The following is a 25977-nucleotide window of genomic DNA, read 5'->3' as shown; positions in this document are numbered from 1 at the left end:
CAGGCGTCCGCCAACCCGAAACCCGGCCACCGACAGGTGCCGGGTTTTTTCATGGCTGCGGCCGGTCGCACCGGCCGGCTCTTGAAGAATCTGCGCCTGCCGCCATCTTGTCCTCTGTTATCAACTCTTCATTCAGACATAGCCATGAGCGCACAGAAAGAAACCCTGGGTTTTCAGACCGAAGTCAAACAGCTGCTGAAACTGATGATCCATTCCTTGTACTCCAACAAGGAAATCTTCCTGCGTGAGCTGGTGTCCAACGCCAGCGATGCGGCCGACAAGCTGCGTTTCGAAGGGCTGAACAATGCCGCCCTGTTCGAGAATGATCCCGAGCTGAAAATCCGCATCAGCATCGACCAGGATGCCAAGACCATCACCATCGCCGACAACGGCATCGGCATGAGCCGCGACGAGGTGATCGCCAACATCGGTACCATCGCCAAGTCCGGCACCAAGGCCTTCTTCGAGCAGCTGTCCGGTGACGCCAAGAAGGACGCTAACCTGATCGGACAGTTCGGTGTCGGCTTCTACTCCGCCTTCATCGTCGCCGACAAGGTGACGTTGACCACCCGCCGCGCCGGCGCCGCCGCCAGCGAAGGTGTGCGCTGGGAGTCGGCCGGCGAGGGCGACTTCACCCTGGAGCCAGTGGACAAGGTTGGCCGCGGCACCGAGATCGTACTGCACCTGAAGGATGGCAACGACGACTTCCTCAACGACTGGTCGCTGAAGCGCATCGTGCGCACCTATTCCGACCATATCTCGATCCCGATCGAGATGAAGAAGGGCAACAGCTACGGCGAGAACGGCGAAGTGATCGTCAGCGACGATTTCGAAGTGGTCAACGAAGCCTCCGCGCTGTGGACGCGCAGCAAGAACGACATCAGCGACGAGCAGTACCAGGAGTTCTACAAGCACGTGGCGCACGACTTCACCGCGCCGCTGGCGTGGAGCCATGCCCGCGTCGAAGGCCGCCAGGAGTACACCGAGCTGCTGTACATCCCGTCGCGCGCCCCGTTCGACATGTGGGACCGCGACCGCAAGCAGGGCGTGAAGCTGTACGTGCGCCGCGTGTTCATCATGGAAGACAGCAACAAGCTGATGCCGCAGTACCTGCGCTTCGTGCGCGGCGTGATCGACAGTAACGACCTGCCGCTGAACGTGTCGCGCGAGATCCTGCAGGAGTCGAAAGACATCGACGCCATCCGCGCTGGCTGCGTGAAGAAGGTGCTGGGCCTGCTGGATGACCTCGCCGCCAACGACAAGGACAAGTACGCCGCGTTTTGGCAGGAATTCGGTCAGGTGCTGAAAGAAGGCGTCGGCGAAGACTTCGGCAACAAGGAGCGCATCGCCAAGCTGCTGCGCTTCGTGTCCACCGCCAGCGAAGGCGATGTGCCAGACGTGTCGCTGGCCGACTACGCCTCCCGCATGAAGGAAGGCCAGGACAAGATCTACTTCATCACCGCCGACAGCCTGTCCGCGGCGCGCAACAGTCCGCATCTGGAAGTGTTCAAGAAGAAGGGCGTGGAAGTGCTGCTGCTGACCGACCGCGTCGACGAGTGGGTGACCGGCTCGCTGACCGAGTTCGACGGCAAGCAGCTGCAATCTGTCGCCAAGGGCGCGCTGGATCTGGGGGCGCTGGAAGACGACGCCGACAAGGAAGCGCAGAAGCAGGTGGAAGAAGCCGCCAAGCCGGTGGTGGAACTGGTGCAGAAGGCGCTGGGCGAGCGCGTGAAGGACGTGCGTGCCACCGCGCGGCTGACCGACAGCCCGGCCTGCCTGGTGGTGGGCGAGCACGAGATGAGCGCGCATCTGGAGCGCATGCTGAAGGCTGCCGGCCAGCCGGTGCCGGAAGGCAGCAAGCCGACACTGGAGATCAATCCGGAGCACGTGCTGGTCAAGCGTCTGGCTGCGGAAAGTGACGACAGCCGCCGCGAAGACCTGGCGCACGTGCTGTACGATCAGGCATTGCTGGCGGAAGGCGGCAAACTGGAAGACCCGGCCACCTTCGTGAAGCGGATCAACAAGCTGATGCTGGAGTTGTCTGTCTGATCCGGAACATTGCGGCCAACGTTGGCCGCAGTGGCTTGCCCGTTACAAACCGTCCTGCCCAGTGGCAGGGCGGTTTTTTATTGGGGTGCCATCCGGTAGTAGGCGCTGCGCTGGCAGCGTGTGGCAGTCGGCGCGCTTAGCGGGCCGCGGCGATGTAGGCATCGCCCTGATAGTGTGCACTGGACAATCCCAGTGCCGAGTTGAAAGTCACCATGAAGCGGCGGCCAACCTGGCGGATGGCAATGACTTCGTAGGCAACAGTGTGGTCAAGACGTTGTTCGGTGATGCGATCACCTGGTTGCAATTCCTGGATTTTCATTAAATTCCTTGTTCAATTCTCAATATCAGCGGCGGTAGTGCTGCGGAGCACCTTCCGGACGCGCTGTCGGGTGGCGGAAGTTGATCCGTCCCTTGCTCAAATCATACGGTGACATTTCTACGGTGACGCGGTCACCCATCAGCACGCGGATGCGGTGCATGCGCATTTTGCCGGAGCCGTAGGCGAGGATTTCCACGCCGTTATCCAGCAGTACACGAAAGCGCGATTCAGGCAGCATTTCGGTAACGACACCTTGCAGTTCGATCATATCTTCTTTAGACATTGTATTCTTTCGGGTAGCTGGTTCCGTGCCCGGTCATCAGACCATGCACCAAGGCCCGTTCATAAGCGGCATGAACGGGAAAGAAATGTGAAACCGTGTTGGGGAGTGTCGCCTGCGAGGTAGGGCAGGGCAGGCAAAAACAGACGGCAGCAGTACGAAAACTGTGCCAGCAAGACGGAAACAGACAGTACTATACCGCTAAATCCATGATTTGTCAGTTTTTTCGTGCCACAGGACGACAAGCCCCAGTCAGCGATCGCAGGTCAGCTAAAAAGCAGGCGGATGCCGCACTGGCATCCGGCCGCTTTTGACGGACTGGCTTTAGCTGGATAGCTGCTTCATTGCACTGCGAAAGCGCGCATGCGCGCGTGAAACGGTAGAGAGACTGATATCGAGTTGGCGCGAGGCGGCATAACCGGTCATGCCGTCGATCTCCATCAGGCAGACTGCTTCACGGGACTTTTTCTTCAGGCCGATCATGTCCGCGATGCGTTTCATTTGTTCCAACCGCATGATGATTCTCCTTGCTGGATAACAGGCGACAGCGCATGCCTGATATAAGCTTAGACCGTATTGCCCGAATTACCATGCTGCATGGCACCAGCCGCTTAGGGCCTGTTCACGAGCTGCCGCAACTTGATCTCAATGGGGGATACGGCGTTAAAAACGGCGTCGAAATGCTTGTTTATCTCCAGATAAATGCCGCTTCCTCAGCCGTTTTCGCCTTGTCTCGCGTGAGCATGCGAGATCGTAAACACGCTCTTACGCCGGTGGCAGCGTGTCGCTGAAGCTGGCGCGCTGCTGCAGGCGCAGCGCCAGACTGGCCAGGTTCGGATGCAGCGTGCGCCAGTCGAAATCGGCAAAGCGGAAGTCGAGGTAGCCCAGGCAGCAACCGACGCTGATGTCGGCAATGCCGTAGCTGTCGGCGCAGCACCAGTTGCGCTCGCCGAGGTCGTGCGCGAGGGCGGCCAAGCCGCGGATAATCTTGTCGTGCTGGCGGTTGATCCAGTCGGCGCTTTGCAGTGTCGGCGGGCGGCGCCGTTCGATCACGATATTGGCGGCGGCATCGCAGATGCCATCGGCCAGCGCCTCCCAGCGGCGGGCTTCGATCAGCTGGCGGCGTTCCTGCGGGAACAGCCGTGCTACCGGGGAAATGCTGTCCAGATACTCGACGATGACGCGGGAATCAAACAGTGTGCTGCCGTCGTCCAGCAGTAATACCGGCACCTTGCCCAGCGGGTTGAACTCGGCGACCCGGCTGCCGGCCTCCCAGGGCATGTCCAGTTCCAGCGGGCAGTCGATCTTTTTCTCGGCCAGCACCACGCGCACCTTGCGGGCAAACGGGCTGGTCAGTGAGGCAATCAGTTTCATGATGGTGTGTGTGCTTGGCGGCTTGTTTCGCGGGAGTGCGATATTGTAAGCGCAGTATCAGCAACGGCGGGATGAGCGTCAATCTCGCCGTTGCCGGACACGGTCTTATTGCAGCTCGATGCGGCCGCTGACATTGAGCTGGATGGTGCTTTTACCCGGTTGCCATTCCGGCGTAGTCACCTCGGCCACCGCATCGGCCGTCATCGTCTTGGCGCGCATCAGCATCGGTGGCATGTTCGGCTGGCTTTCGCCGATGGTCAGCTCGCGCACCTGCTGTTGTGGCTTGCCCAGTGCCTTGCCGGCAGCGGTGGCCTGGTGCTGCAGCAGGGCAATCGCCTCCGGAATCAGCGTCTGCTCTGTGGCCTTGCGCGTGCTGTCGGCAACGCTGAACTGCACGCCCTCCAGCAGCATGTATTTCTGCAGCTGTGCGATCAGCTCGGCGGCGGTAGTAAAGTCGCGGCTGTGCAGGCGGATGTCGGCGCGGCCTTGCCAGCCGTTGATCTTGCCGTTCTTGTCGTAGCTGGGCCAGCTATTGTAGTTGCCGCTGCTGATGGTCACTTTCGGGTAGCCAGCGGCATCGGCCTTGGCTCGGTTGAGGGCGCGGTTCAGCTTGTCGGCCAGCTGCGCTGCCTGTGGCTGCCGTTCCTGGATATAGAGCGTTGCGTTCAGCTGGTCATTCGGCAACTCGCGCTGGGCACTGGCGCTGAGATGGAGGATGGTGGCGGGCTCGGCCGCCTGGACCGGTGCCAGCTGGCTCAGCAGCAGGGTGACGCCGAGCAGCAAGGGACGGGAAGAACGCAGGAATAGGGACATGATGGGGCCTTTCGCGGTGAAAACAGCGCTGTGACTGTGGCGATGCGTGATGGTTGCAATCGTACCGGCTAATTATGGCTGTTGAATGTAACGCTGTCGCGCGGCGGGCGAGCCGGCATGAAAAAGCACGGCCCGCGGGCCGTGCTGTCGGGAGGGCTCGCCGGCTTCAGCCCAGTAGCAGCGCGTCGTCGTCGATCTGTTCGCCGCGGGTCTTCTCGAACATCGCTAGCAGGTCGCTGACCTGCATCTGCTTGCGCTGCTCGCCGCTGACATCCAGCACCACGCGGCCCTGGTGCAGCATCACGGTACGGTGGCCGTGATCCAGCGCCTGGCGCATGGAGTGGGTGACCATCATCGCGGTGAGCTTGTTTTCCTGCACGATGCGGTCGGTCAGCTCCAGCACGAAGGCGGCGGTTTTCGGGTCCAGCGCCGCAGTGTGCTCGTCCAGCAGCAGGATGCGCGACGGTTGCAGCGAGGCCATCAGCAGGCTGACCGCCTGGCGCTGGCCGCCGGACAGCAGGTCGATGCGGTCGGCGAGGCGGTTTTCCAGCCCCAGCTTCAGCATCGCCAGCTTGTCGCGGAACAGCTCGCGCTGCTCGGCGCGGATGGCGCGGCCAAAGCCGCGGCTACGGCCACGGTGCCACGCCAGCGCCATGTTTTCCTCAATGCTGAGGCCTTCGCAGGTACCGGCCATAGGGTCCTGGAACACGCGCGCCACCATGCCGGCGCGCTGCCAGGCCGGTACGCGGGTGACGTCCTGCTCGTCGATGTGCAGGCTGCCGTTGTCGACGAACAGGTCGCCGGAGATGGCGTTCAGTAGCGTGGATTTGCCGGCGCCGTTACTGCCGATCACGGTCACGAACTGGCCGGATTCGATGGTCAGCGACAGGCCGCGCAGCACCGGATTCTCGATCGGGGTGCCGGGGTTGAAGGTCTTGAACAGCTGTTCGGCGCGCATCATGATGCTTTACCTCCTTTACGGCGCAGTTTGGCTTTCAGTTGCGGCAGCACCAGCGCGCCACCGACCAGCAGCGCGGTGATCAGGTTCAGATCCTGCGCCTGCAGGCCGATGAAGTCGGCGTTCAGCGCCACCGCAATCAGCAGGCGGTAGAGCAGGGCGCCGATGATGGTGGCCAGCGTGATCACCCACAGCTTGCGCGACGGCAGCAGGGTTTCGCCGATGATCACCGCGGCCAAGCCGACCACGATGGTACCGACGCCCATGGAGACATCCGCGCCGCCCTGGGTCTGCACGTACAGTGCGCCGGCCAGCGCGATCAGCGCATTGGACAGCGCCATGCCGGACAGCACCATGCGCTCGGTGGCCACGCCTTGGGCGCGCGCCATGCGCGGGTTGGCGCCGGTGGCGCGCATCGCGAGGCCGGTCTGCGACGCAAAGAACAGGTCCAGCGCGATCTTGGCGGCGACGATGATCACCGCCAGCACCGCCGGCTGCACCAGCCAGCTGTTTTCCAGTGCCTCGCCGATGAACGGGGCAAACACCGTCGGCGAGCCGATCAGCGGCATATTGGGCGCGCCCATGATGCGCAGGTTGATCGAGTACAGCGCGATCATCACCAGGATACTGGCCAGCAGCTGCAGGATGTTGAGGCGCACGTGCAGCCAGGCGGTGACCAGGCCGGACGCGGCGCCGGCCAGCGCGCCGAAGCCGCAGGCCAGCCACGGGTCGTGGCCGCCGGCGATCAGGGTGGCGGCGACGGCGCCGCCCAGCGGGAAGCTGCCGTCGGCGGTAAGGTCGGGGAAATCAAGGATGCGGAAGGAAATCAGCACGCCCAGCGCCACCAGCGCAAAGATCAGACCGATTTCCAGGGCACCCATCAACGCGATTGGGGTCATGGCTTACCTGCAATAACAAGCGCTCCTGTGCGCCAATCGGTAATCGGGCATCGCGGAGCGCGGGGTGAACAAGGTTGGCCGCAACGGTGGCTGCGGCCAACGTTGGCATTACTTGATGATTTCCTTGGCTTCCTTCAGCAGCGCCGGCGACAGGGTGACGCCCTGTTTCTGCGCCGCGCCCTGGTTCAGCGTCAGCGACAGCTTCTCGCCGACCTGCGGCGCGATGGCGGCGGCTTTCTCGCCCTTCAGGATACGCACCACCAGCTTGCCGGTCTGGCGGCCGATGTCGTAGTAGTTCTGGCCCAGCGCTGCGGTGGCGCCACGCTTCACCGAATCGGTATCGGCGGCCACCAGCGGAATCTTGGCCTGTTGTGCCACGCCGACCAGCGACTCGTAGGTCGACACCACGTTGTTGTCGGTGCTGGTGTAGATCACGTCGACCTTGCCGATCAGGCTCTTGGCCGCCGGGGCCACATCCACGGTGCGTGCCGCCGGTGCTTCCACCAGCGTCATGCCGCGCTTGGCCAGCTCGGCCTTCAGTTCCTTGGCCACGATCACCGAGTTGACTTCACCCGGGCTGTACACCATGCCAACGCGCTTGGCGCCCGGCTTCACCTTGCTGATCAGGTCAACCTGCGACGACAGCTTCAGCATGTCAGAGACGCCGGTGACGTTGCCGTTGCCGGCTTTCCAGCTTTTCACCAGCTTAGCGGCGACCGGGTCGGTGACCGCGGTGAACACCACCGGAATGCTGCGGGTGCCGGCGACGGCGGCCTGCGCGCTCGGCGTGGCGATGGCCACGATTACGTCCGGACCGTCACCGATGAACTTGCGGGCGATCTGCGCTGCGGTGGCCGGGTTGCCCTGTGCGCTCTGATACTGGTACTTGATCTGCTTGCCGGCCTCGAAGCCGGCGGCCTTCAGTTCGTCTTCCACGCCCTTGCGCGCGGCATCCAGCGCCGGGTGATCCACAATGGCGGTGACGGCGACCGATTTCATGTCGGCGGCAGTGGCGAACGGGCTGAGGCTGGCGGCCAGCAGCGCGGCCAGTACGGTGCGGCGAGGGAAGTTCATCATGGCGATACCTTTGTTCTGGATGGTATTGTTGACTTGGTAATGCAGCTTTTGCGCAATGATATTGCAAAACATCGCTTATTTCAGTTTGTGCAAAGCAATAATATTTCAAATATTGTATCCATGAGAAGCAATCTGCCACCGCTTGGTGCATTGCGAAATGAAAAGGCCCCATAACGGGGCCTGGGCGCTGTTTGCTATCAAAATGAGCAGGGCGGCGGCTCAGTCCAGATATTCGTTGCCGGGCAGGGTCAGGAAGTCGATGAATTCGTCGCTGCTGATCAGCAGGTCGAACAGCTGCGCCGCGTCCTCGAACTGGCGGCGCCAGCGGCTGCCGTACTCGGCGCGCAGCTTGTTGATCTCGTCGGCGGCCAGGTCGCGGAACAGTCCCAGCGTCACCTTGCGGCCGTCGTCCAGCACCCCTTTCGGGCTGCGTATCCACTGCCAGATCTGCGAGCGGGCGATCTCGGCGGTAGCGGCCTCTTCCAGCAGGTTGTGGATCGGCACGCAGCCGTTGCCGCTGAACCAGGCGCCGAGATACTGGATGCCGACGTTGATGTTGTTGCGCAGGCCGTGCTCGGTGATCGGCGTTTCCGGCTGGAAGTTGAGCAGGTCGGCGGCGGTGATCAGCACGTCGTCGCGCTGGCGCTGCCACTGGTGGACGGCACTGCCCAGCACGCTGCGGAAGGCCTCGTGCGCTAGCGGCACCAGACCGGGATGGGCGACCCAGCCGCCGTCGTAGCCGTCGCGCGCGTCGCGCTCCTTTTCGGCGCGGATTTCGGCCAGCGCCAGCTCGTTGCTGCTGGGGTCGTGCTTGATCGGGATCAGCGCCGACATGCCGCCGATGGCCGGCGCGCCGCGCTGGTGGCAGGTCTTGATCAGCTGCAGGGTATAGGAGCGCATGAAGGGCACGCGCATGGTGATGCGCTCACGGTCGGCAAGACAGAACTCGCGATTGTGGCGGAAGTGCTTGATGCAGCTGAAGATGTAGTCCCAGCGGCCGGCATTGAGTCCGGCGCTGTGCTCGCGCAGCTCGTACAGGATTTCGTCCATCTCGAAGGCGGCGAGGATGTTCTCGATCATCGCGGTGGCCTTGATGCTGCCGCGCGGCAGCTGCAGCAGCTCTTGGGCGTAGATGAAAATATCGTTCCACAGCCGTGCCTCAAGGTGCGACTCCAGCTTGGGCAGGTAGTAGTAGGGCGCACGGCCAACCTTGTGCAGGGCGGCGGCACTATGAAAGTACGACAGCGCGAAATCGAACAGGCCGCCGTTGACCATCTGGCCGTCGACCAGCAGGTGTTTTTCCGGCAGGTGCCAGCCGCGCGGGCGCACCATCAGCGTGGCGATGTCGTCATTGAGGCGGTAGTGGCGGCCGTCGTGGCCGTGGTAAGCCAGCGTCTTGCGCCAGGCGTCGCGCAGGTTGATCTGGCCCTGCAGCTGGTTGTCCCAGCTCGGGCATTGGGCATCCTCGAAATCGACCATGAACACGCTGGCGCCGGAGTTTAGCGCGTTGATCATTACCTTGCGCTCGGCGGGGCCGGTAATCTCGACGCGGCGGTCGTGCAGGTCGGCCGGCAGCGGCGCGATCTGCCAGTCGCCCTGGCGGATGGCGGCGGTTTCCGGCAGGAAGTCGGGCAGGGCACCGGCATCGAGGCTGGCCTGGCGCTGCTGGCGGCGCTGCATCAGCTCGCGGCGTTGCGGCTCGAAGCGGCGGTGCAAGGCGGCGACCAAGGCCAGCGCCTCGGGGGTAAGGATGCTGGCAAACGAGCCGGTGACCGGGGCGTTGATGTCCACGCCTTGCGGCAGTGCCTGCGTCATGGATGTTCTCTCCTGTGCTTGTCGGGTGGTGGCGGCAAGTTTCTGTTTTTATTTGCGATCTTGCTTAGCAACTGCTTGCTTTGTGGTGGCAGTTTAGCATGTGGCAGTGTGGGAAAATCCGGTAATATCGCGAAACATATTTTACTTTTTGTGAGGTAATGCCGGTGCTGAAGCAGATGGAAACCTTTGTCGCGGTGGTCAATCTGGGCAGCCTGTCGGCGGCGGCTCGGCAGGAGGGGGTGGTGGCGGCGATGATAGGCCGGCGGCTGGATGCGCTGGAAGAGCGGCTGGGCGTCAAGCTGCTGGTACGCACCACGCGCAGCGTGACGCTGACGCAGGAGGGCACTGCCTTTTTCGAGGACTGCCAGCGCATCCTGGCCGAGCTGGCCGAGGCCGAGGCGGCGGTGGCCTCCGGCAGCGGTCGTGCCCGCGGCCACCTGCGGCTGTCGGCGCCGGCCGGTTTTGGCCGCCGCCACGTCGCGCCGCACATCGCCTCCTTCCAGCAGGCGCATCCCGATCTGCGCGTCACGCTGGACCTGTCCGACCGGCTGGTGGATCTGGCGCGCGACCGCATCGACTGCGCCATCCGCATTTCCGATCTCGCCGATTCCTCGCTGGTGGCGGTGCGGCTGGCGGAAAACCGGCGCGTGGTGGTGGCGGCACCGGCCTACCTGGCACGGCACGGCATCCCGCGCACGCTGGAGGACCTGGCCGGCCACAACTGCCTGTCGCTGGGCGAAAGCCAGAGCCGCGGCTGGACCTTCAAGGTCGACGGCGAGCTGCTCAACCTGCGCGTGCGCGGCGTGCTGGAGTGCAATGACGGCGCGGTACTGCACGACTGGGCGCTGGCCGGGCTGGGGCTGGCGTGGCGTTCGCTGTGGGAGGTGAAGGACGACCTGTCCGATGGCCGGCTGGTGACGGTGCTGGAACGCTTTTCGTCGCCGGATTACCCGGTGTACGCGGTGGTGCCGCAGCGGCGTTTCCTGCCCGGGCGGGTACGGCTGTTCATCGACCACCTAAAGGCCCGCTACAGCAGCCCCGGCTACTGGGACTAGCGGCGCCGGCTTGCGGCCAACCTTGGGGGGACGGGTCCGCGATTGGGGTGCGTAGTCAGGGGCGGGGGGGGCGCGACGGAGGATGAGCAGGGCGGCTGGCACTGGCGCGGCCGCCCGTCAGGCAGGGCTAGGGCGTTTCCGCCGATAGGGTGCGGTTCTTGCCTGCCAGCTTGGCGCGGTACATGGCGCTGTCGGCGCGTTCGATCACGTCGGTATCGCACTCGCCGAGATGCCACAGCGCGACACCGGCGCTGAAGGTCACCACCAGCCTATCCTGGTTGGCGAGGTAGAAGTTCTTGGTCAGCTCGCGCTGCAGGCGTTGCACCAGCTCGACCGCCTCGTTGATGCCGGTGTCCGGTAGCAGCACCACGAACTCCTCGCCGCCGAAGCGGGCGACGATGTCGGAGCTGCGCATCGAGCGGTGCATCAGCTCCACCAGATACTTCAGCACGTCGTCACCGGTAAGGTGGCCGTAACGGTCGTTCAGCTGTTTGAAGTTGTCGACGTCGATCAGCGCCACCGACAGCGGCTGGCCGCTGCGCTTGGCGCGGCTGATCTCGCGCTCGAAGTGTTCTTCCAGGCCGCGGCGGTTGTAGGCGCCGGTGAGCTGGTCTTCCTTGATCTTGGCACTGGCCGCTTCCAGCGCGTGTTCCAGCTCGCTGATGCGCTGCTGCGCGCTGTGCACCTCGTTGCGGGCCGCCAGCAGTTCGCCGTGTGATTCGCTGAGGTTGGTCTGCATGTTGGCGGTATCGCTCAGCAGCAGTTGCAGGATGTCGTTCAGCTGGTTGACGTCCTGAGTGCCGCGGATGCTCTCGCTGTGGCTGTGCAGTCGTTGCTGGAAGTCGCCGGTGCTGTTGCTCATCAGCGACAGCTTGTCGAGGAAGGTGTCCAGCAGCGCGCGCAGCGAGCTGGTGGCCTCGTCCAGCGAGTGTTTCAGCGTACCCTGCTTGTGGATCACTTCCTTGAGGCTGGCTTCCAGCTGGTAGATGTGCTGGATCGAAATGTTCGGCTGCGCCAGGATCTGCTGCAGGCCGCTGATCTGGCCGAGCAGATAGCTGTCGGACTGGTTCAGCTCGGCGACATTCTGCAGCATCAGCTGCATCAGGTTGGACAGGCCGGTGACCAGCCGTTCGTCGTCCTGCGACTGCAGCTCGAGGCGGATCAGGAAGCTGCGCAGCTGCGGGAAGAAATTGTCGACATCGTGGCTGTTGTGGATGCTGCCCAGCGCGCTGCGGGTGTCGCTGAAGTGCTGCGACAGTTCCGGGTAGTGCACCAGTCGCGGCTCGATGCCGAACTTGAGGGTGTAGTCGAAGACATCCTTCCACACCTGGCAGCGGTCGCCGTCGTCCGCCTCGTCGCTGGCGGCTGCCGGGCTAGGCTCCGGCGCGCTGCCGGCGAGCGGGGTGTCGGCATCCACTTGCGCGGCCTGGCTGGTTGCCGGCTGCAGCCAGCTTTTCACCAGGTTGTGCAGCTTTTCGTTGAGTTCGTCCGGGGTGTTGCCGAAGGACAGCAGTACCCGTTCCAGTGCCGACTGCTTGTAGTTCTGGCTCAGGGCCGGATTGCGGATTTCCCAGGCCTTCATCAGGTCCTGGATCAGGCTGCCCCAGTTTTGCGCCAGCTGGCGGTTGCGGCCGTTGAGTTCGGCCAGCTCCAGCGTCAGCTGTGGTACCAGCTCCCATTTTTCATCGTCGATGGCACGGCGCAGCTTGGCGATGGCAATCTTGCTGCTCGCTTCTTCCGCCGGGAGGCTTTCGTAAGCGCGCAGCAGCAGGTCGGCCAGCTTGTTGGTGCGGGCCTCGGCCGGCACGCCCATGATTTCGCTGTAAACGCGTTCGAAATTGTCCGGTGTCGGGAGGAGTTTGCGCAGAGTCAGCTGTTTCAGCGTCTCGCGCGCGGTGTCGATTGGATTGTGCGTCGTCATGGACCAGACCCGGGAGCTTTTATGAGCAGCCATTATGTTTTTTTGAGCCTGCAGTGAAGGTCAGAACCGATGCGGTTATGGCGTCTCCGAGGCGGTGCTATTGTCCAGTAGCTGGAAAAACACCTCGTTGTTCCGGATCATACCAAGTTCATTACGCGCACGCTCTTCGATTGCGGCAGAACCTTGCTTCAGGTCACGCACTTCGGCGTCGAGTGCGGCGTTGCGGCCAACCAGGACTGCGTTGGCCGCACGTTGTTCCTCGACCTGGGAGTCGAGTTGCCAGACCCTGAGCCAGCTGCCCTTGCCTAGCCAGAGTGGCCATTGCAGGGCAGCGATCAGGACAATCAGCGTCAGGGTCAGCCAGCGCATTGCTTATTTCAGGTGGTAGAAGGCGGCACGGCCCGGGTACCAGGCGGCATCACCCAGCTCTTCTTCGATACGCAGCAGCTGGTTGTACTTGGCCATGCGGTCGGAACGCGACAGCGAGCCGGTCTTGATCTGCATGCAGTTGGTGGCCACGGCCAGGTCGGCGATGGTGCTGTCTTCGGTTTCGCCGGAGCGGTGGCTCATCACGCTGGTGTAGCGCGAGCGCTTGGCCAGGTCGACGGCTTTCAGCGTTTCCGACAGGGTACCGATCTGGTTCACCTTCACCAGCAGCGAGTTGGCGAGGCCGCCTTCGATGCCTTTGGCCAGGATCGCCGGGTTGGTGACGAACAGGTCGTCGCCGACCAGCTGCACGCGGTCGCCCAGGCGCTCTGTCAGGATCTTCCAGCCGTCCCAGTCGTGCTCGCTCATGCCGTCCTCGATCGAGATGATCGGGTACTTGTTGGCCAGCGTTTCCAGGTAGTCGGTGAACTGCTCGGAGGACAGCGACAGGCCTTCGGCGGTCAGGTGGTACTTGCCGTCCTTGTAGAATTCGCTGGAGGCGCAGTCCAGTGCCAGCATCACGTCCTGGCCGGCCACATAACCGGCGGTGTCGATGGCTTCCAGAATCAGCGTGATCGCTTCTTCGTGGCTGGTCAGGTTGGGTGCAAAGCCGCCTTCGTCACCGACGGTGGTGGCGTAGCCCTTGCTGTCGCACAGCTTCTTCAGCGCGTGGAAGATCTCGGCGCCGCAGCGCAGTGCTTCGCGGAAGGTGGCTGCGCCGACCGGCAGGATCATGAATTCCTGGATGTCGAGGGTGTTGTTGGCGTGCGCGCCACCGTTGATCACGTTCATCATCGGTACTGGCAGTGCCATCGGGCCGGCACCGCCGAGGTAGCGGTACAGCGGCAGGCCGGCGTCTTCGGCAGCGGCGCGGGCCACGGCCATCGATACCGCCAGCATGGCGTTGGCGCCAAGGCGGGACTTGGTTTCGGTGCCGTCCAGCTCGATCAGGGTCTTGTCGATGAAGGCCTGGTCGGAAGCGTCGAGGCCGATGATGGCTTCGCAGATTTCGGTGTTGATGTTTTCCACGGCCTTGAGCACGCCCTTGCCGAGGTAGCGGCCTTTGTCGCCATCGCGCAGTTCCAGTGCTTCCTTCTCGCCGGTGGAGGCGCCGGACGGTACAGCAGCGCGGCCCATCACGCCGGAGTCCAGCAAGACGTCGGCTTCAACTGTCGGGTTGCCACGGGAATCGAGGATTTCGCGGGCAATCACGTCGATGATCGAACTCATGAATGTTTCCTTCAAGGGGTCTAGGTTAGTCAAACCGGAATACGGTGCGGCCAACCTTGCAACAGGTTGGCCGTGAAATCAACCTGTTACAGCGTTTGTTCGGCAAACGGCTGGCCCTTGACCAGCGCATCGATCTGCTTGAGCGTGTGCAGCAGCTCTTTCATGCGCGGCAGCGGCCAGGCGTTGGGGCCGTCGGACATTGCCTTGGCCGGGTCCGGATGGGTCTCCATGAACAGGCCGGCGATGCCGGTGGCCACCGCGGCGCGCGCCAGTACCGGCACGAATTCGCGCTGGCCGCCGGAGCTGGTGCCTTGGCCGCCGGGCAGCTGTACCGAGTGGGTGGCGTCGTACACCACCGGGCAGCCGGTTTCGCGCATGATCGCTAGCGAGCGCATGTCGGACACCAGGTTGTTGTAGCCGAAGGAGGCGCCGCGTTCGCAGGCCATGAAGCTGTCCGGATCGAGGCCGGCTTCCAGCGCGGCTTCGCGTGCCTTGTTGGTCACGTGCTTCATGTCGCCCGGCGCCATGAATTGGCCCTTCTTGATGTTCACCGGCTTGCCGCACACGGCGACGGCGCGGATGAAGTCGGTCTGGCGCGCGAGGAAGGCCGGGGTCTGCAGCACGTCGACGACGGCGGCGACGTGCGGCACCTGTTCCTCGGTGTGCACGTCGGTCAGCACCGGCACACCGATCTGGCGGCGTACTTCGGCCAGGATGCGCAGGCCTTCTTCCATGCCGAAGCCGCGGAACGACTTGCCGGAGGAACGGTTGGCCTTGTCGAAACTGGACTTGTAGATGAAGTTGATGCCCAGTTCGCTGGTGATTTCCTTCAGCTGACCGGCGGTATCCAGCGCCATCTGTTCGCTCTCGATCACGCAGGGACCGGCGATCAGGAACAGCGGGTGGTCAAGACCGACTTCGAATCCGGCGAGTTTCATGGTGTGTGTCCTTCAGCTGGAAACAGGGTTGGCCGCAGTGCTGCGGCCAACCCTGGATGGCATCAAGCCTTGGCTGTATCAGCCTGGTAGGCGAGCGCCGCTTTGACGTAGGCGATGAACAGCGGGTGGCCGTCACGCGGGGTGGAAGTGAATTCCGGATGGAACTGGCAGGCGAAGAACCAGCGGTGGTTGCCCAGCTCGATGGTTTCCACCAGCTTTTCGTGGCCGGCGGACAGGCCGCTGATGGTGAGACCGGCTTCCTGCAGGCGACCAACGTAGTGGTTGTTGACTTCGTAGCGGTGACGGTGACGCTCGGTGATCTCGGTGTTGCCGTACACGCGTGCCGCCAGCGAACCGGCGGCCAGCTCGCACTGCTGGCTGCCCAGACGCATGGTGCCGCCGAGGTTGGAGTTCTCGTCGCGGGTTTCGATCTTGCCGTCGTGGTTGACCCACTCGTCGATCAGTGCCACCACCGGGTAGTCGGTTTCGAGGTCGAATTCGGTGGAGTTGGCGCCAGCCATGCCGGCTACGTCACGGGCGTACTCGATCAGCGCGATCTGCATCCCCAGGCAGATGCCGAGGTAGGGGATGTTGTTTTCGCGGGCAAATTTCACCGCCTTGATCTTGCCTTCCACGCCGCGCTTGCCGAAGCCGCCCGGTACCAGGATCGCGTCCATGTCCTTCAGCGATTCGGCGCCGTCACGCTCGATTTCTTCCGAGTCGACGTAGATGATGTTGACGTTGGTGCGGGTGTGCACGCCGGCGTGTTTCAGTGCCTCGGTCAGCGACTTGTACGATTCGGTCAGGTCGACATACTTGCCGACCATGGCGATGTTGACCGCGTGCTGCGGGTGCTCGATGGCGTCGATGATGCCGTTCCACACCGACAGGTCCGCCTTCGGCAGCTCCAGCTGCAGCTGTTCGCAGATGATGTCGTCGATACCCTGCGCGTGCAGCATGCCCGGTACCTTGTAGATCGAGTCGGCGTCGTAGCAGCCGATCACCGCGTTCTCTTCCACGTTGCAGAACAGCGCGATCTTGCGCTTTTCGTCTTCCGGCAGTTCGCGGTCCATGCGGCACAACAGGATGTCCGGCTGGATGCCGATTTCGCGCATCTCCTTCACCGAGTGCTGCGTCGGCTTGGTCTTGATCTCGCCGGCGGTGGCGATATAAGGCACGTAGGAGAGGTGCACGAACAGGGTGTTCTTGCGACCGTGGTTGGAGCGCATCTGACGAATCGCTTCCAGGAACGGCAGCGATTCGATGTCGCCGACAGTGCCGCCGATTTCCACGATGGCCACGTCCACGTCACCGGCGCCTTCGCGTACCTTCAGCTTGATCTCGTCGGTAATGTGCGGAATCACCTGCACGGTGCCACCGAGGTAGTCACCACGGCGTTCCTTGGTGATTACCGACTCGTAGATCTGGCCGGTGGTGAAGTTGTTGCTTTTCTTCATCTTGGCTTTGATGAAGCGCTCGTAGTGACCCAGATCCAGGTCGGTTTCCGCACCGTCTTCGGTCACGAAGACTTCGCCGTGCTGGAACGGGCTCATGGTGCCCGGATCGACGTTGATGTAAGGGTCGAGCTTCAGCATGGTGACTTTAAGCCCGCGAGACTCAAGGATAGCGGCGATGGACGCAGCGGCGATGCCCTTGCCGAGGGAGGACACCACACCGCCGGTTACGAAGATGTACTTGGTCATGGGAATGCAACTCTGTTGGAATCTGTGATTTTAACCGAAAGTCGCACTTTTTTGAATGGGCAATGCGCGACTGTTTGCCGTTTGCCCGCAATTACTTGCCGGCGGCACGCCGGGCGGGCGGCGCGGGTTTTCGTGATGCAAGCCACAGTTGCCCGCCGCCGCCGCGCTTCATGACAATTAAAGCGTGCGTGCGCCGGAGCCTTGTTGTATTATTGCGGATTCTTTTGGCCGCTCTAGCATGGCGGGTGATACTGTCGGGTTCCATCACCGGCAGGGCACCGTCTTGTCGAATGGCTTCTTAATATGGTATAAGTTTACCTTTTACCGGCTTTTGGGAGTGATGAACCATGGCGCGTGTTTGCAAAGTCACCGGCAAGCGTCCGATGACCGGGAACAATGTGTCCCACGCCAATAACAAGACTAAGCGTCGTTTTCTGCCTAACCTGCAATATCGCAAGTTCTGGGTAGAGAGCGAAAATCGTTGGGTGCGTCTGCGTATTTCTAACGCAGCACTGCGTACCATCGATAAGGTAGGCATCGACGCCGTTCTGGCCGACCTGCGTGCTCGCGGCGAGCTGTAATTTTTCGACCGACGAAATCGACAATAAGGAATAGCCATGCGCGACAAGATCAAGCTGGAATCGACCGCAGGTACCGGTCATTTCTACACTACCACCAAGAACAAGCGTACGATGCCTGAGAAAATGGAGATCAAAAAGTTTGATCCCGTTGCTCGCAAGCATGTTCTGTACAAGGAAATCAAACTGAAGTAATTCAGTCTGGTTGTCTTGTTGAAAAAAGCCCTTTGATTCGTCAAAGGGCTTTTTGTTTGGCTGCGGCCACCATGCGGTGGCGTTGATGCGCTGCGGCCTGGGTTGGCCGCAGCGGGTTGCTCATTTGCCGGGCAGGGCGATGCGCAGGCCGCGTGCCAGCGGTGATAGGCCCAGAGCGTAGCGCACCACCTCCTGTTTCAGCCTGCCGGGGCGGTTGGCCAGCTTCAGCGCCAGATTGCGCAGTAGGCGCAGCGGCGGGGCGCTGTTGCCGAAGCCGTAGCAGAAGGCATCCATCAGCCGCTGCATGGCGTGGTTGGGCAGCATGCGCTGGCGCTGGTAGCGTTGCAGTAGTGCCGGATCCGCCGGGTCCTGCCCCAGGCGGAAGGCCTCGTGCAGCAGCGCGGACAGCGCCTGCACATCCTGGAAGCCGAGGTTGACGCCCTGTCCTGCCAGCGGGTGGATGGTGTGTGCAGCGTCGCCGGCCAGCACCACGCGGCCGCGATGGTAGTGCTGCGCGTGGCGGCGGGTGAGGGCGAAGCTGCCGCGGCTGACCAGCTGGCGCAGCACCGGTAGCCGGGCGGGGAATTTGCGCTGGAAGGCGGCGATCAGTGCCGCTTCGCTGAGGGTTTCCAGCTCGCGTACCCGTGCCGGCTGGTGATACCACACCAGGGAGGCGTAGTCGCCGGGCAACGGCAGCAGCGATTGTGGGCCGTTGGCGGTGAATTGCTGCCAGGTGATGTCGCGTTCGCCGCCCTCGATGGCGAAGGTGGCGACAAAGGCGTGCATCGGGTAGTCGTGACTGTTGATGCCGATGCCGGCCAGCCGGCGCGCGGCGGACTGGGCGCCGTCGGCAGCGACCACCAGCCTGGCGGCAAACTGGCGACCGCTGCCCAGCGTCACCAGGCAGTGATCACCCTGTTCGCTCAGCGATTGCAGCAGGTCGGGGCAGATCAGCTCGATATTGTCATGCTGCGCCAGCGCCTGCTGGCAGGCCAGCTGCACGATGCGGTTCTCGATGATGTGGCCCAGTTCCGCCTCGCCCAGCTCGGCGGCATCGAACAGCGTGCCCTCGCGCTCGTCGTTTTCCCACACCAGCATGCGCTGGTACGGCGCGCTGCGCATCGCCTCGATATACGGCCAGGCGCCGATGGCGGACAGCAGTTGCCGCGATGCCGGGCTGATGGCGGACACGCGCAAGTCCGGCGCGCTGGCCGGATCGAAGGCGGCAGGCGCCTGTTGCTCCAGCACCACGATGCGGCGGCCGCTGTCGGCCAGCGCCGCGGCCAGTGCCGCCCCGACCATGCCGCCACCGACGATGAACAGATCAGCTTGTTCGACCATGTTTAGCCTCTTGTACTGAATAAAATCGGGGCCGACTGTAGCAGTACGCCTTGCGGCCAACCTTGGTCTGGGTCAAATCCCGTCCAGCGCCGCCTGCAGCCGCGGGATGATGAAGGAGATGAAGGCCTGGTGCTTGCGCGGCATCGGCTGGTGGTAGGCAAACACCAGGAACACCGGCCAGCCGGCGGCGCGCCACTGCGGCAGCACCGCGACGATGTCGCCTTTTTCCAGCAGCGGCTTGGCCATGTAGCTGGGCAACAGGCCGATGCCGTGCCCGGCCTGGATGATGCTGGACACCACTGCGTACTGGTCCACCACTAGCGACGGACAGATGTTGAGGGTGGCGCTGGTGTCGTCGCAGGCCAGCCGCCATTCGCTGCCCTGCTTGCCGTAGTAGGCATTGCTGATCAGGCGGTGCTGGTGCAGCTGTTCGGTGCTGGCCGGCGCCGGGTGCTGCGCAAGGTAGGCCGGGCTGGCGTACAGCGCCTCCCACACCAGTCCCACCGGGCGCGCCACCAGCCGGTCGTCGTGGACATTGCGCGTGCGTAGGGTAAAATCCAGCCCCTCGCCGACCGGGTCCTGGATGCGGTTTTCCACTTTCAGCTCGATGCGCAGCGCCGGGTACAGCATCGCCATCTCCGCCAGCAGCGGCCCCAGCAGCTGTTGCGCGAGGCCGGCGGAGCAGCCGATGCGCAGCACGCCTTCCACGCTGTCGCGCGCCTGTTCGATGTCGTGACGCACGCTGTCCAGCAGTTCGCGCAGGCGGGTGGCGTGCGCGGCCAGGCGCTGGCCGCTTTCGGTGAGCGCCACGCGGCGGGTATTGCGCAGCACCAGCACGGTGCCCAGTTCCTGCTCCAGTTCCTTGATCAGCTGGCTGATGCGGCTCTTGGCGCAGTGCAGCGCCTCGGCGGCGGCGGTGAAACTGCCGTGGCGGGCGAGGGCGTCGAAAGCTAGGAGCGCGTCAGGCGAAAGGGTAGGCGTTGTTTTCATTGCAGAACAATCTGTTTAGCATTGTGTGGTGTTCAGTAGTGTAACGCGGGATTAAGCTGTCGTTCACCTCGCTGTCATGGTTTCGCAACCTGCGCGACGGTTGATGCACTCCAGTGTGACCTATGGCCGACCGCCCATGTCGGCCATTTTTTTTGCAGCCGCGCCGGCTGCCAGACGGAAAATCATGTTGCCCTATATCGCCTTGACCACGGCCATGCTGCTGTGGGCCAGTTCCTTCATCGCCCTGAAAATCGTGTTCCAGGTATTCGACCCGTTGTTCGTGCTGTTCTGCCGCATGGTGATCGCCACCGCGCTGCTGCTGCCGCTGATGGCGTGGCAGGGCTCGCGCTGGCACTACCGTGCCGGCGACTGGAAGTGGATCCTGCTGCTCGGCCTGTGCGAGCCGTGCCTGTATTTCCTGTTCGAGGCGCAGGCGCTGCTGTACACCAGCGCCTCGCAAGCCGGGCTGATCACCGCCACGCTGCCGGTGCTGGCCGCGCTGGGCGCACTGCTGTTCCTGCGCGAGCGGCTTGGCCAGCGTGCCTGGTGCGGCATCGCCATCTCGCTGCTGGGCGTGGCGTGGCTGACGCTGACCAGCGAATCCTCGGCCGCGGCGCCCAATCCGCTGCTGGGCAACACGCTGGAATTCCTGGCCATGGTCTGCGCCACCGGTTACGTGCTGATGGCGAAGAAGCTGTCCAGCCGCTATTCGGCGCTGGCGATTACCGCGATCCAGACGGTGATGGGCTGTGTCTGGTTCGGCATCAGCCTGTTGACGCCGTGGGCCAGCTGGCCGCAGGCGTTCCCGGCCGACGCGGTGTTCTGGGTGGTGTACCTCGGCGCCTTCATCACCCTTGGTGCCTACGGCCTGTACACCTGGTCGGTGTCCAAGGTGCCGGTGGCGATGGCGGCGGCGTTCATCAACCTGATCCCGGTGTTCACCCTGCTGCTGGCCGGCCTGTTGCTGGACGAGCGCCTCAACGGCTGGCAATGGCTGGCCTGCCTGCTGGTGCTGGGCGGGGTGATGCTGAGCCAGAGCAAGCGCCCTGCCACGGCGGCTTGAGTTTGCCGCCGGGCGATAGTGTATTACCCTTGCGCTTTGGCATTATTCACCGGTGGCTTTTTATGACGTCTTCTCTCGCGGCGCTCGCCGCCGCTTGTTGCCTGCTGCTGCCGGCGCTGTCCCTGGCCCAGACTCAGACCCAGACGCCGGCCATCGCGCATGGCGCGGCCGAAGCGGCCACTCCGGCCGCCTCTGGCCACGAAGCGCCAAACGAGGCGCCACACGAGAAATTGTCGCCGTCGATGCGGCCGCTGTCGCCGCCGGTGCGGGTCAATCATCCGCCACGGCGCCTGCCGCAACAGGCCGCGCCCTACGCCAGGCCAGCGCTCAAGCAGCGCCAGCCTCACGCGCCCGCGCGCCGGTCGCCGGCGATGGCGGCGCCGTTGCGTGCCGCCGCCGCGCTGGCTAGCCGGCTGTTGCCTGCCCAGCATGGCGACAAGTCGCCGCGGCTGACGGTGCTGGCCTGTGCCGACGGTGCGCCGCGTCACGGCGCGCAGGGCACGCTGTACCTGGTGCAGAACCCGGGCAACCAGCTGCTGCTGGGCGAGGCGGGCGTCAGCCACGCGGTGCGCCAGTTGCGCACGCCGCTGCTGCTGGTGCTGGCCAGTGCCGACTGCAAGGCGGTCAATACCGCGCGCAGCGATTTTTCGGCATTGCCGCTGGCCGAGCAGCGCACGCTGCTGAGCATCAATGTCGACAAGGGGGGCACGCCGCTCTCGGCGCAGCTGGACAACCTCGACAACCAGGTCGAGGCGGCGGTGCTGCACTACGGCGGCGAGGTCGAGGCCGGCCGGCTGTCGGTGATCGGCGCCTATTACGATGCCGCCGGCCAGCTGGGCAAGCGCGGCCAACTGGTGGTGACCAGCATCAACGGCGAACGCGACAAGGCCGCCATCGCGCGCCTGCTGCGGCAGCGGGCGGTGTTCAATGCCGCCACCGGCATCGGTACGCCACTGGCCAGCAGCAGCCACTGATTCTTGCTGCGTTGCGGCGATTGCGGCCAACCTTGCACTGCAAGGTTGGCCGCAATGCCTTGTGGCGTAGCTCGCGCCAGCCGTGGCGGCGCGGCTGTACTACGCTACACAGCAACAGCCTGTCGAAAGTCGCGCTATGTCCGCCTCTGCCCGCCGTATCCTGAAACGACGACTTGCCCGCTATCGCCGCGACATCCTGCTGGCACGGCAGCAGCTGAGCGCGGCCGACAATGGCGAAGCGCTGCACCAGCTGCGCATCGGCCTGCGCCAGTTGCGCAGCCTGCTGCGCGGCCTGAGTACCTTGCCCGGCGCGGCGCCGCTGTTGCGGCTGTCGGTGCAGTTGCGACAGCTGGCCTGCGCCGGCAATGACTGGCGCGACCGCGAGGTACGGCTGGCACTGCTGCAACAGGCGGCCGGCGCGGCCGACAGCCGCGCCTTTGCCGCCTGGCGCCGGCGCGAGGTGACGGCGCTGCAGGCCGGGCGGCTGGACGTGCAGCAGCAGGCGATGGTGCTGGACCAACTGCTGCCGGCCTTGCGGCGCGCCTGCGCTCCGCTGCTGGCCCAGCGCAACCGGCGCCTGCGGCGCACGCTGCGGCGGGCGCTGTTGCAGACGCGGCGCCGCTATCGCCGCGCCCGTCGCGACTGGCAGCGGCAACCGGGTGATGCCTTGCTGGCGCACCGGTTACGGCTGCTGGCCAAGCGGCTGCGTTACCAGATCGAGGCCGGCGGCAAGCTGTTGGGCCAGCGCTGGCGGCAGCGAGCACAGCGTGCCCGCGACTGGCAGCAGCAGCTGGGTGACGAGCGCGACCGGCAGCTGCTGTTGCAGAGCATCGAGCGCGATCACATCCCGCTGCCGGCGGCGGCGCGGCGCTGGCTGGAGCAGGGTACTGGCACCAATCTTGGCGGCTTGCTGCAGGCGGCCAGCGCATCCTGAAGACGCGGCCTGGCCGGTTCCGGAGATGAACTGTCTGCGGCCAAGCTTGCGCGCACGCTACGTCGTCAGCGGTGGATGGTGACTGGCGATCTGGCGACACATCGTCTGGTGCGGCCGCCTGCATAGTTGGCCGCGGTTCTCCCGGCGCAGCCCTGGCCCAACGCTGGCCAACCTAATCACGCCCAATCCAAGCCGGCGTGCACCATGCCCAGGCGTTCCGTCGCGCTGCCGTCACTCGCTTTTCTTGGCGCGCGGCTTGCGCGGCGCGGTGGTCGGCAGCCCTTGCTGGATGCGGTGCAGGCGGCGGCGGATGTCATCGGTATCGAGCCAGATGTCCTCGCCGCGGAAAATGCGCTCCAGCTCCTCCGCGCTGAGGAAGGGCATGCACACGTGGCGCATCACCTTCTCGAACCACTTGCCGCTGGCCATCACCTGCGCCTGCTGCTCGTTGCCCTTGCCGATCAGCGCCGACGAGTAGTTGTGGAACATCAGCTGGCAGGTGTCGTGCACGATCAGCTCGTCGCCGGCGAGGAAGATCAGCGCACCCATCGAGTAGGCGCGCGCCTCCAGGATGGTGATCACGTGCGCCGGGCTGGCGGCGATGTTGTTGATGATCTGCAGCCCGGTATCGAAATTGCCGCCCTGGGTGTTGAGGTGCAGGAAAACGATGTCGGATTCGCTGGTGCTGCGCAGCGTGTACAGCAGGTCGGTGTAGTGGATAGGCGAGCCGATCTCGCCGGACAGGTAGAACGAGATCTGGCGGATCACGCCCTGGGTTTCGTAGCGGCGGAACAGCGGCACCTTCTTGCTGTCGTCGTCTTCGTCTTCTTCCAGCGTGGCGCTTGGGATGAGGTGTGGCTGGTGCATCGCGGCTCCTTGGGGTGCGGCAGCAGGGACGGCTTTATCTGGATAGTAGCCGGCGGTGCGCACTTTTGTCGGCGAGCTGCGGGGCGCTGGCGGCAACCGCGCTTACAACAGTGATCCCCGGTGGCGTGACGCTGCGGGTGACACGGCGGCTGACCGTGCGTTGCGGCCAAGCCTGGTCTGCGGTTGCGGCGATGGCTGGCGAATCTGGCGGCAGGCAGTAAGCTGAACCATGTTGGCCGCATTTCATGCGACCATGCTTGACCGTATGGTGGATGAGGAACGGGATGAAACAGACACTGCGGCACGGCTGGCCGCTGCTGCTGGCCATGGCGTCGTGGCCGGTGGCGGCACAGCCGCCGATCACGCTGCACTACTACGAGCGGCCTCCGTTCATGCTGCGGCAGGCGCATGGCGGTGTCAGCGGGCTGACCGCCGATCGCGCGCGGCGCGCCTTTGCCCGCGCCGGCATCCCGATCCGCTGGGCGCTGACGCCGGCCAAGCGCCAGCTCGCCCTGCTGCGCGCCAATGGCGGCCACGACTGCGCCGTCGGCTGGTTCCGTACTCCGCAGCGGCAGGCCTACGCGCTGTTCAGCCGCGCCATCTACCAGGATCGCGGCGTGGTGCTGATCGCGCGCAGCCAGCTGCTGCCGCCGGCCGGCAGCACGCTGGAACAGCTGCTGGCCAATGACCGCCTGCACCTGCTGTACAAGGACGGGCTGACCTACGGCAGCTATGTGCAGAGCAAGCTGGGCATGGCCAAGGCCGATATCCACTACAGCACCATGGAACAGACGCAGCTGCTGCGCATGGTGGCGGCCGGCCGCGCCGATGCCATGTTCGCCACCCGCGAAGAAGCGGAAATGCTGCTCACCAGCGGCGAAACCGGCCACGGCGCGCTGCAGCTGTTGGCGTTTCCCGACGTCGGCGCCGGTGACACGCGCCACATCCTGTGCAGCCGCCGCGTCGGCGACGCGCTGATGCAGCGGCTGAATGCCGCCATCGCAACCGAAATCCGGCTGGCGCTGCGCTAAACGCTTGCGGCCAACCTTGGCAACAAGGTTGGCCGCAACGATTGCTGCCGCGCCGAATGGCCGCGTGGCTACATGTCCAGCTTGGTGATGCGGGTGCCTTCCAGCGTCAGGTTGGCCATCAGCCCGCTGTTGGTCATCACGAAGCCGATCACCGGCTGCATCGCGGTATTGAGGTCGATCTCGCCGTTGGCACCGACATTGAGCAGCGCGACAGAGGCATCGGCCCCCACGGTCCAGCCGTTGCCGGTGCGGAATTTGTTGAGCGCGTCCTGGGTCATGAACAGGAAGATCACCGCCTTGGATTGCGCGCCGATCTGCCAGCCAAAGGAGCCGCTGACGGTCTGGTAGTAGCCGGCGGGTTTGCCGTCCATGCGCAGTGCGCCCTTGCCGTATTCGGCGCCCACCACCAGCCCGGCGGCGATCACCGACGGGAACACCAGCACGCCCTTGGCCTTGGCCACCAGTTCCTGCGAGCCGCGCGCGTTGCCGTACAGCCGGGTCAGGGTGCTGTCGTAGGCGCTGTCGATCTCGCGTTTTTCATTAGCGATGCTGGTGGCGTCGCGGTTGGCCTGCGTGGTGGTGAGATGGCCGCCGCCGGTGGTGGTGCAGCCGGCCAGTAGCGACAGGGCGACGCCGAGCGCGACGCCCAGTTTGCGAACTTGCATGATGTTCTCCTGATGGCTTGCCATTCGGCGCGTTGCGGCGCGTCCATGCGGTGCAACGCTGTGCGTGCTGTTGCCGTGGGGCGTCCGGCGGCGCGGGAAAAGGGCAAGGCCGGTGCCGGTGGCGGATCAGGCCGGGCAACAGGGGGCGGATGGCGTGGGGGTAAAGGTAAACGGCTCTCCTGAAGGGTGTGGAATGACACCAGCCCGGCCACCCGAGCACGAGCGGCATGACGCGGCATAAGGGAGAAGTGGCTCACGGCTGGCGGCCGGGTGTTGTCGGACTGGTGCATTCCTTCCGTCGTTATAGGCGATGGAGGTAGCGATAGCCCGTTGATTCGGCAAACAATTCATTTCGGGTGCATTGTTTTGCATTTCATGCCTTATCGCTAAAAAAGCGCCGGTTTGGGGCGCTGTGGCATGGCGGGCGGCGGCGCCCAAACGCCTTGCGGCCAACCCTGGTGACAAGGTTGGCCGCAAGGGGC

Annotated in this window: 26 protein-coding genes; 8 read left to right on the top strand and 18 right to left on the bottom strand. The window is 64.1% G+C overall.

Translation table 11 applies throughout. The features are described from left to right. Positions 1–144 precede the first annotated feature (144 nt). On the top strand, positions 145–2049 hold the full coding sequence (htpG, locus tag PQU89_RS05970; RefSeq protein ID WP_272765056.1) for a molecular chaperone HtpG: 1905 nt from the start codon (positions 145–147) through the stop codon (positions 2047–2049). Positions 2050–2185: 136 nt separating this feature from the next. Here the strand turns inward: htpG and PQU89_RS05965 are convergent, their stop codons facing one another. From PQU89_RS05965 to aceB, 9 genes are all read right to left on the bottom strand, one after another. Then, positions 2186–2368 (bottom strand): hypothetical protein, encoded by a 183-nt coding sequence (locus PQU89_RS05965; RefSeq protein WP_047967330.1) that lies wholly within the window; start codon positions 2366–2368, stop codon positions 2186–2188. 25 nt (positions 2369–2393) lie between these two features. Further along, complete coding sequence (gene infA / locus PQU89_RS05960; RefSeq protein ID WP_047967331.1) at positions 2394–2651, bottom strand: translation initiation factor IF-1; 258 nt, start codon at positions 2649–2651, stop codon at positions 2394–2396. 321 nt (positions 2652–2972) lie between these two features. Continuing rightward, positions 2973–3164, bottom strand: a complete 192-nt coding sequence (locus PQU89_RS05955) for an RNA polymerase sigma factor (RefSeq protein ID WP_047967332.1) — start codon at positions 3162–3164, stop codon at positions 2973–2975. Positions 3165–3413: 249 nt separating this feature from the next. Then, on the bottom strand, positions 3414–4022 hold the full coding sequence (locus PQU89_RS05950) for a glutathione S-transferase (protein ID WP_272765055.1): 609 nt from the start codon (positions 4020–4022) through the stop codon (positions 3414–3416). A 105-nt stretch (positions 4023–4127) separates the two neighbouring features. Continuing rightward, a complete protein-coding gene (locus PQU89_RS05945; RefSeq protein ID WP_272765054.1) occupies positions 4128–4835 on the bottom strand; it encodes an SIMPL domain-containing protein in 708 nt (235 codons plus the stop codon). A gap of 166 nt (positions 4836–5001) precedes the next feature. Further along, complete coding sequence (locus PQU89_RS05940; RefSeq protein ID WP_272765053.1) at positions 5002–5796, bottom strand: ABC transporter ATP-binding protein; 795 nt, start codon at positions 5794–5796, stop codon at positions 5002–5004. Next, positions 5793–6692 (bottom strand): ABC transporter permease, encoded by a 900-nt coding sequence (locus PQU89_RS05935; protein WP_272765052.1) that lies wholly within the window; start codon positions 6690–6692, stop codon positions 5793–5795. The genes PQU89_RS05940 and PQU89_RS05935 overlap by 4 nt, the downstream gene beginning before the upstream one ends. 108 nt (positions 6693–6800) lie before the next feature. Further along, the gene (locus PQU89_RS05930) at positions 6801–7766 is read right to left on the bottom strand and encodes an ABC transporter substrate-binding protein (protein WP_373321284.1); all 966 of its coding nucleotides are present in this window, start codon (positions 7764–7766) and stop codon (positions 6801–6803) included. 222 nt (positions 7767–7988) lie between these two features. Continuing rightward, complete coding sequence (gene aceB / locus PQU89_RS05925) at positions 7989–9584, bottom strand: malate synthase A (protein ID WP_272765050.1); 1596 nt, start codon at positions 9582–9584, stop codon at positions 7989–7991. 158 nt (positions 9585–9742) lie between these two features. Between aceB and PQU89_RS05920 the strand changes: the two genes are divergently transcribed. Further along, positions 9743–10639, top strand: coding sequence for a LysR family transcriptional regulator (locus PQU89_RS05920; protein WP_272765049.1), 897 nt, complete (start codon positions 9743–9745; stop codon positions 10637–10639). Between the two features lie 127 nt (positions 10640–10766). Here PQU89_RS05920 and PQU89_RS05915 read toward each other — a convergent pair whose 3' ends face one another. From PQU89_RS05915 to pyrG, 5 genes are all read right to left on the bottom strand, one after another. After that, positions 10767–12560 (bottom strand): GGDEF domain-containing protein, encoded by a 1794-nt coding sequence (locus tag PQU89_RS05915; protein ID WP_272765048.1) that lies wholly within the window; start codon positions 12558–12560, stop codon positions 10767–10769. Positions 12561–12635: 75 nt separating this feature from the next. Beyond that, a complete protein-coding gene (gene ftsB / locus PQU89_RS05910) occupies positions 12636–12929 on the bottom strand; it encodes a cell division protein FtsB (protein ID WP_047967340.1) in 294 nt (97 codons plus the stop codon). A 3-nt stretch (positions 12930–12932) separates the two neighbouring features. Then, on the bottom strand, positions 12933–14216 hold the full coding sequence (eno, locus tag PQU89_RS05905) for a phosphopyruvate hydratase (RefSeq protein WP_272765047.1): 1284 nt from the start codon (positions 14214–14216) through the stop codon (positions 12933–12935). Positions 14217–14302: 86 nt separating this feature from the next. Next, positions 14303–15154 (bottom strand): 3-deoxy-8-phosphooctulonate synthase, encoded by an 852-nt coding sequence (gene kdsA, locus PQU89_RS05900; RefSeq protein ID WP_272765046.1) that lies wholly within the window; start codon positions 15152–15154, stop codon positions 14303–14305. A 62-nt stretch (positions 15155–15216) separates the two neighbouring features. Beyond that, entirely contained in the window at positions 15217–16857 is a 1641-nt protein-coding gene (pyrG, locus tag PQU89_RS05895; RefSeq protein WP_120810606.1) for a CTP synthase, read from the bottom strand. 347 nt (positions 16858–17204) lie between these two features. Here pyrG and rpmB point away from each other — a divergent pair, with 347 nt between their 5' ends. After that, positions 17205–17438, top strand: coding sequence for a 50S ribosomal protein L28 (gene rpmB, locus PQU89_RS05890; protein ID WP_026107616.1), 234 nt, complete (start codon positions 17205–17207; stop codon positions 17436–17438). Positions 17439–17474: 36 nt separating this feature from the next. Then, positions 17475–17630: a 50S ribosomal protein L33 gene (rpmG, locus tag PQU89_RS05885; RefSeq protein ID WP_047967345.1), complete on the top strand. Its 156-nt coding sequence runs from the start codon at positions 17475–17477 to the stop codon at positions 17628–17630. 120 nt (positions 17631–17750) lie between these two features. Here rpmG and PQU89_RS05880 read toward each other — a convergent pair whose 3' ends face one another. Together PQU89_RS05880 and PQU89_RS05875 are read right to left on the bottom strand one after the other, a co-directional pair. Then, positions 17751–18971: an FAD-dependent monooxygenase gene (locus PQU89_RS05880; protein WP_272765045.1), complete on the bottom strand. Its 1221-nt coding sequence runs from the start codon at positions 18969–18971 to the stop codon at positions 17751–17753. A gap of 72 nt (positions 18972–19043) precedes the next feature. Continuing rightward, entirely contained in the window at positions 19044–19961 is a 918-nt protein-coding gene (locus tag PQU89_RS05875) for a LysR family transcriptional regulator (protein ID WP_047967347.1), read from the bottom strand. A 184-nt stretch (positions 19962–20145) separates the two neighbouring features. Here PQU89_RS05875 and PQU89_RS05870 point away from each other — a divergent pair, with 184 nt between their 5' ends. The 3 genes from PQU89_RS05870 to PQU89_RS05860 all read left to right on the top strand — a co-directional run bounded on the left by PQU89_RS05870 (position 20146) and on the right by PQU89_RS05860 (position 22932). After that, positions 20146–21024: a DMT family transporter gene (locus tag PQU89_RS05870; RefSeq protein WP_272765044.1), complete on the top strand. Its 879-nt coding sequence runs from the start codon at positions 20146–20148 to the stop codon at positions 21022–21024. Between the two features lie 62 nt (positions 21025–21086). Further along, complete coding sequence (locus PQU89_RS05865) at positions 21087–21998, top strand: hypothetical protein (RefSeq protein WP_272765043.1); 912 nt, start codon at positions 21087–21089, stop codon at positions 21996–21998. Between the two features lie 136 nt (positions 21999–22134). After that, positions 22135–22932, top strand: a complete 798-nt coding sequence (locus tag PQU89_RS05860) for a CHAD domain-containing protein (RefSeq protein ID WP_272765042.1) — start codon at positions 22135–22137, stop codon at positions 22930–22932. A gap of 231 nt (positions 22933–23163) precedes the next feature. Here PQU89_RS05860 and PQU89_RS05855 read toward each other — a convergent pair whose 3' ends face one another. Continuing rightward, the gene (locus PQU89_RS05855) at positions 23164–23799 is read right to left on the bottom strand and encodes a Clp protease ClpP (RefSeq protein WP_272765041.1); all 636 of its coding nucleotides are present in this window, start codon (positions 23797–23799) and stop codon (positions 23164–23166) included. A gap of 284 nt (positions 23800–24083) precedes the next feature. On the opposite strand from PQU89_RS05855, the gene PQU89_RS05850 reads away from it, so the two are divergent. Then, the gene (locus PQU89_RS05850) at positions 24084–24830 is read left to right on the top strand and encodes a substrate-binding periplasmic protein (RefSeq protein WP_272765040.1); all 747 of its coding nucleotides are present in this window, start codon (positions 24084–24086) and stop codon (positions 24828–24830) included. 68 nt (positions 24831–24898) lie between these two features. Here the strand turns inward: PQU89_RS05850 and PQU89_RS05845 are convergent, their stop codons facing one another. Further along, positions 24899–25495: a BPSL1445 family SYLF domain-containing lipoprotein gene (locus tag PQU89_RS05845; RefSeq protein ID WP_272765039.1), complete on the bottom strand. Its 597-nt coding sequence runs from the start codon at positions 25493–25495 to the stop codon at positions 24899–24901. Positions 25496–25977: the final 482 nt, after the last annotated feature.

The organism is Vogesella indigofera, from assembly GCF_028548395.1.
In the GTDB taxonomy this organism is placed as follows: Bacteria; Pseudomonadota; Gammaproteobacteria; order Burkholderiales; family Chromobacteriaceae; genus Vogesella; species Vogesella indigofera_A.
Note: the sequence above shows the minus strand (reverse complement) of the source record. Positions and strands in the feature narration are given on the sequence as shown.

Coding starts and splice junctions, on each gene's coding strand:
- infA (WP_047967331.1), bottom strand. CDS start 2,651: ATGTCTAAAGAAGATATGATCGAACTGCAAGGTGTCGTTACCGAAATG.
- kdsA (WP_272765046.1), bottom strand. CDS start 15,154: ATGAAACTCGCCGGATTCGAAGTCGGTCTTGACCACCCGCTGTTCCTG.
- PQU89_RS05915 (WP_272765048.1), bottom strand. CDS start 12,560: ATGACGACGCACAATCCAATCGACACCGCGCGCGAGACGCTGAAACAG.
- PQU89_RS05940 (WP_272765053.1), bottom strand. CDS start 5,796: ATGATGCGCGCCGAACAGCTGTTCAAGACCTTCAACCCCGGCACCCCG.
- PQU89_RS05955 (WP_047967332.1), bottom strand. CDS start 3,164: ATGCGGTTGGAACAAATGAAACGCATCGCGGACATGATCGGCCTGAAG.
- PQU89_RS05880 (WP_272765045.1), bottom strand. CDS start 18,971: ATGGTCGAACAAGCTGATCTGTTCATCGTCGGTGGCGGCATGGTCGGG.
- PQU89_RS05930 (WP_373321284.1), bottom strand. CDS start 7,766: ATGAACTTCCCTCGCCGCACCGTACTGGCCGCGCTGCTGGCCGCCAGC.
- PQU89_RS05875 (WP_047967347.1), bottom strand. CDS start 19,961: ATGAAAACAACGCCTACCCTTTCGCCTGACGCGCTCCTAGCTTTCGAC.
- PQU89_RS05845 (WP_272765039.1), bottom strand. CDS start 25,495: ATGCAAGTTCGCAAACTGGGCGTCGCGCTCGGCGTCGCCCTGTCGCTA.
- pyrG (WP_120810606.1), bottom strand. CDS start 16,857: ATGACCAAGTACATCTTCGTAACCGGCGGTGTGGTGTCCTCCCTCGGC.
- PQU89_RS05865 (WP_272765043.1), top strand. CDS start 21,087: ATGACGTCTTCTCTCGCGGCGCTCGCCGCCGCTTGTTGCCTGCTGCTG.
- PQU89_RS05945 (WP_272765054.1), bottom strand. CDS start 4,835: ATGTCCCTATTCCTGCGTTCTTCCCGTCCCTTGCTGCTCGGCGTCACC.
- PQU89_RS05920 (WP_272765049.1), top strand. CDS start 9,743: ATGCCGGTGCTGAAGCAGATGGAAACCTTTGTCGCGGTGGTCAATCTG.
- PQU89_RS05860 (WP_272765042.1), top strand. CDS start 22,135: ATGTCCGCCTCTGCCCGCCGTATCCTGAAACGACGACTTGCCCGCTAT.
- rpmB (WP_026107616.1), top strand. CDS start 17,205: ATGGCGCGTGTTTGCAAAGTCACCGGCAAGCGTCCGATGACCGGGAAC.
- rpmG (WP_047967345.1), top strand. CDS start 17,475: ATGCGCGACAAGATCAAGCTGGAATCGACCGCAGGTACCGGTCATTTC.
- eno (WP_272765047.1), bottom strand. CDS start 14,216: ATGAGTTCGATCATCGACGTGATTGCCCGCGAAATCCTCGATTCCCGT.
- PQU89_RS05950 (WP_272765055.1), bottom strand. CDS start 4,022: ATGAAACTGATTGCCTCACTGACCAGCCCGTTTGCCCGCAAGGTGCGC.
- ftsB (WP_047967340.1), bottom strand. CDS start 12,929: ATGCGCTGGCTGACCCTGACGCTGATTGTCCTGATCGCTGCCCTGCAA.
- PQU89_RS05855 (WP_272765041.1), bottom strand. CDS start 23,799: ATGCACCAGCCACACCTCATCCCAAGCGCCACGCTGGAAGAAGACGAA.
- htpG (WP_272765056.1), top strand. CDS start 145: ATGAGCGCACAGAAAGAAACCCTGGGTTTTCAGACCGAAGTCAAACAG.
- PQU89_RS05935 (WP_272765052.1), bottom strand. CDS start 6,692: ATGACCCCAATCGCGTTGATGGGTGCCCTGGAAATCGGTCTGATCTTT.
- aceB (WP_272765050.1), bottom strand. CDS start 9,584: ATGACGCAGGCACTGCCGCAAGGCGTGGACATCAACGCCCCGGTCACC.
- PQU89_RS05965 (WP_047967330.1), bottom strand. CDS start 2,368: ATGAAAATCCAGGAATTGCAACCAGGTGATCGCATCACCGAACAACGT.
- PQU89_RS05850 (WP_272765040.1), top strand. CDS start 24,084: ATGAAACAGACACTGCGGCACGGCTGGCCGCTGCTGCTGGCCATGGCG.
- PQU89_RS05870 (WP_272765044.1), top strand. CDS start 20,146: ATGTTGCCCTATATCGCCTTGACCACGGCCATGCTGCTGTGGGCCAGT.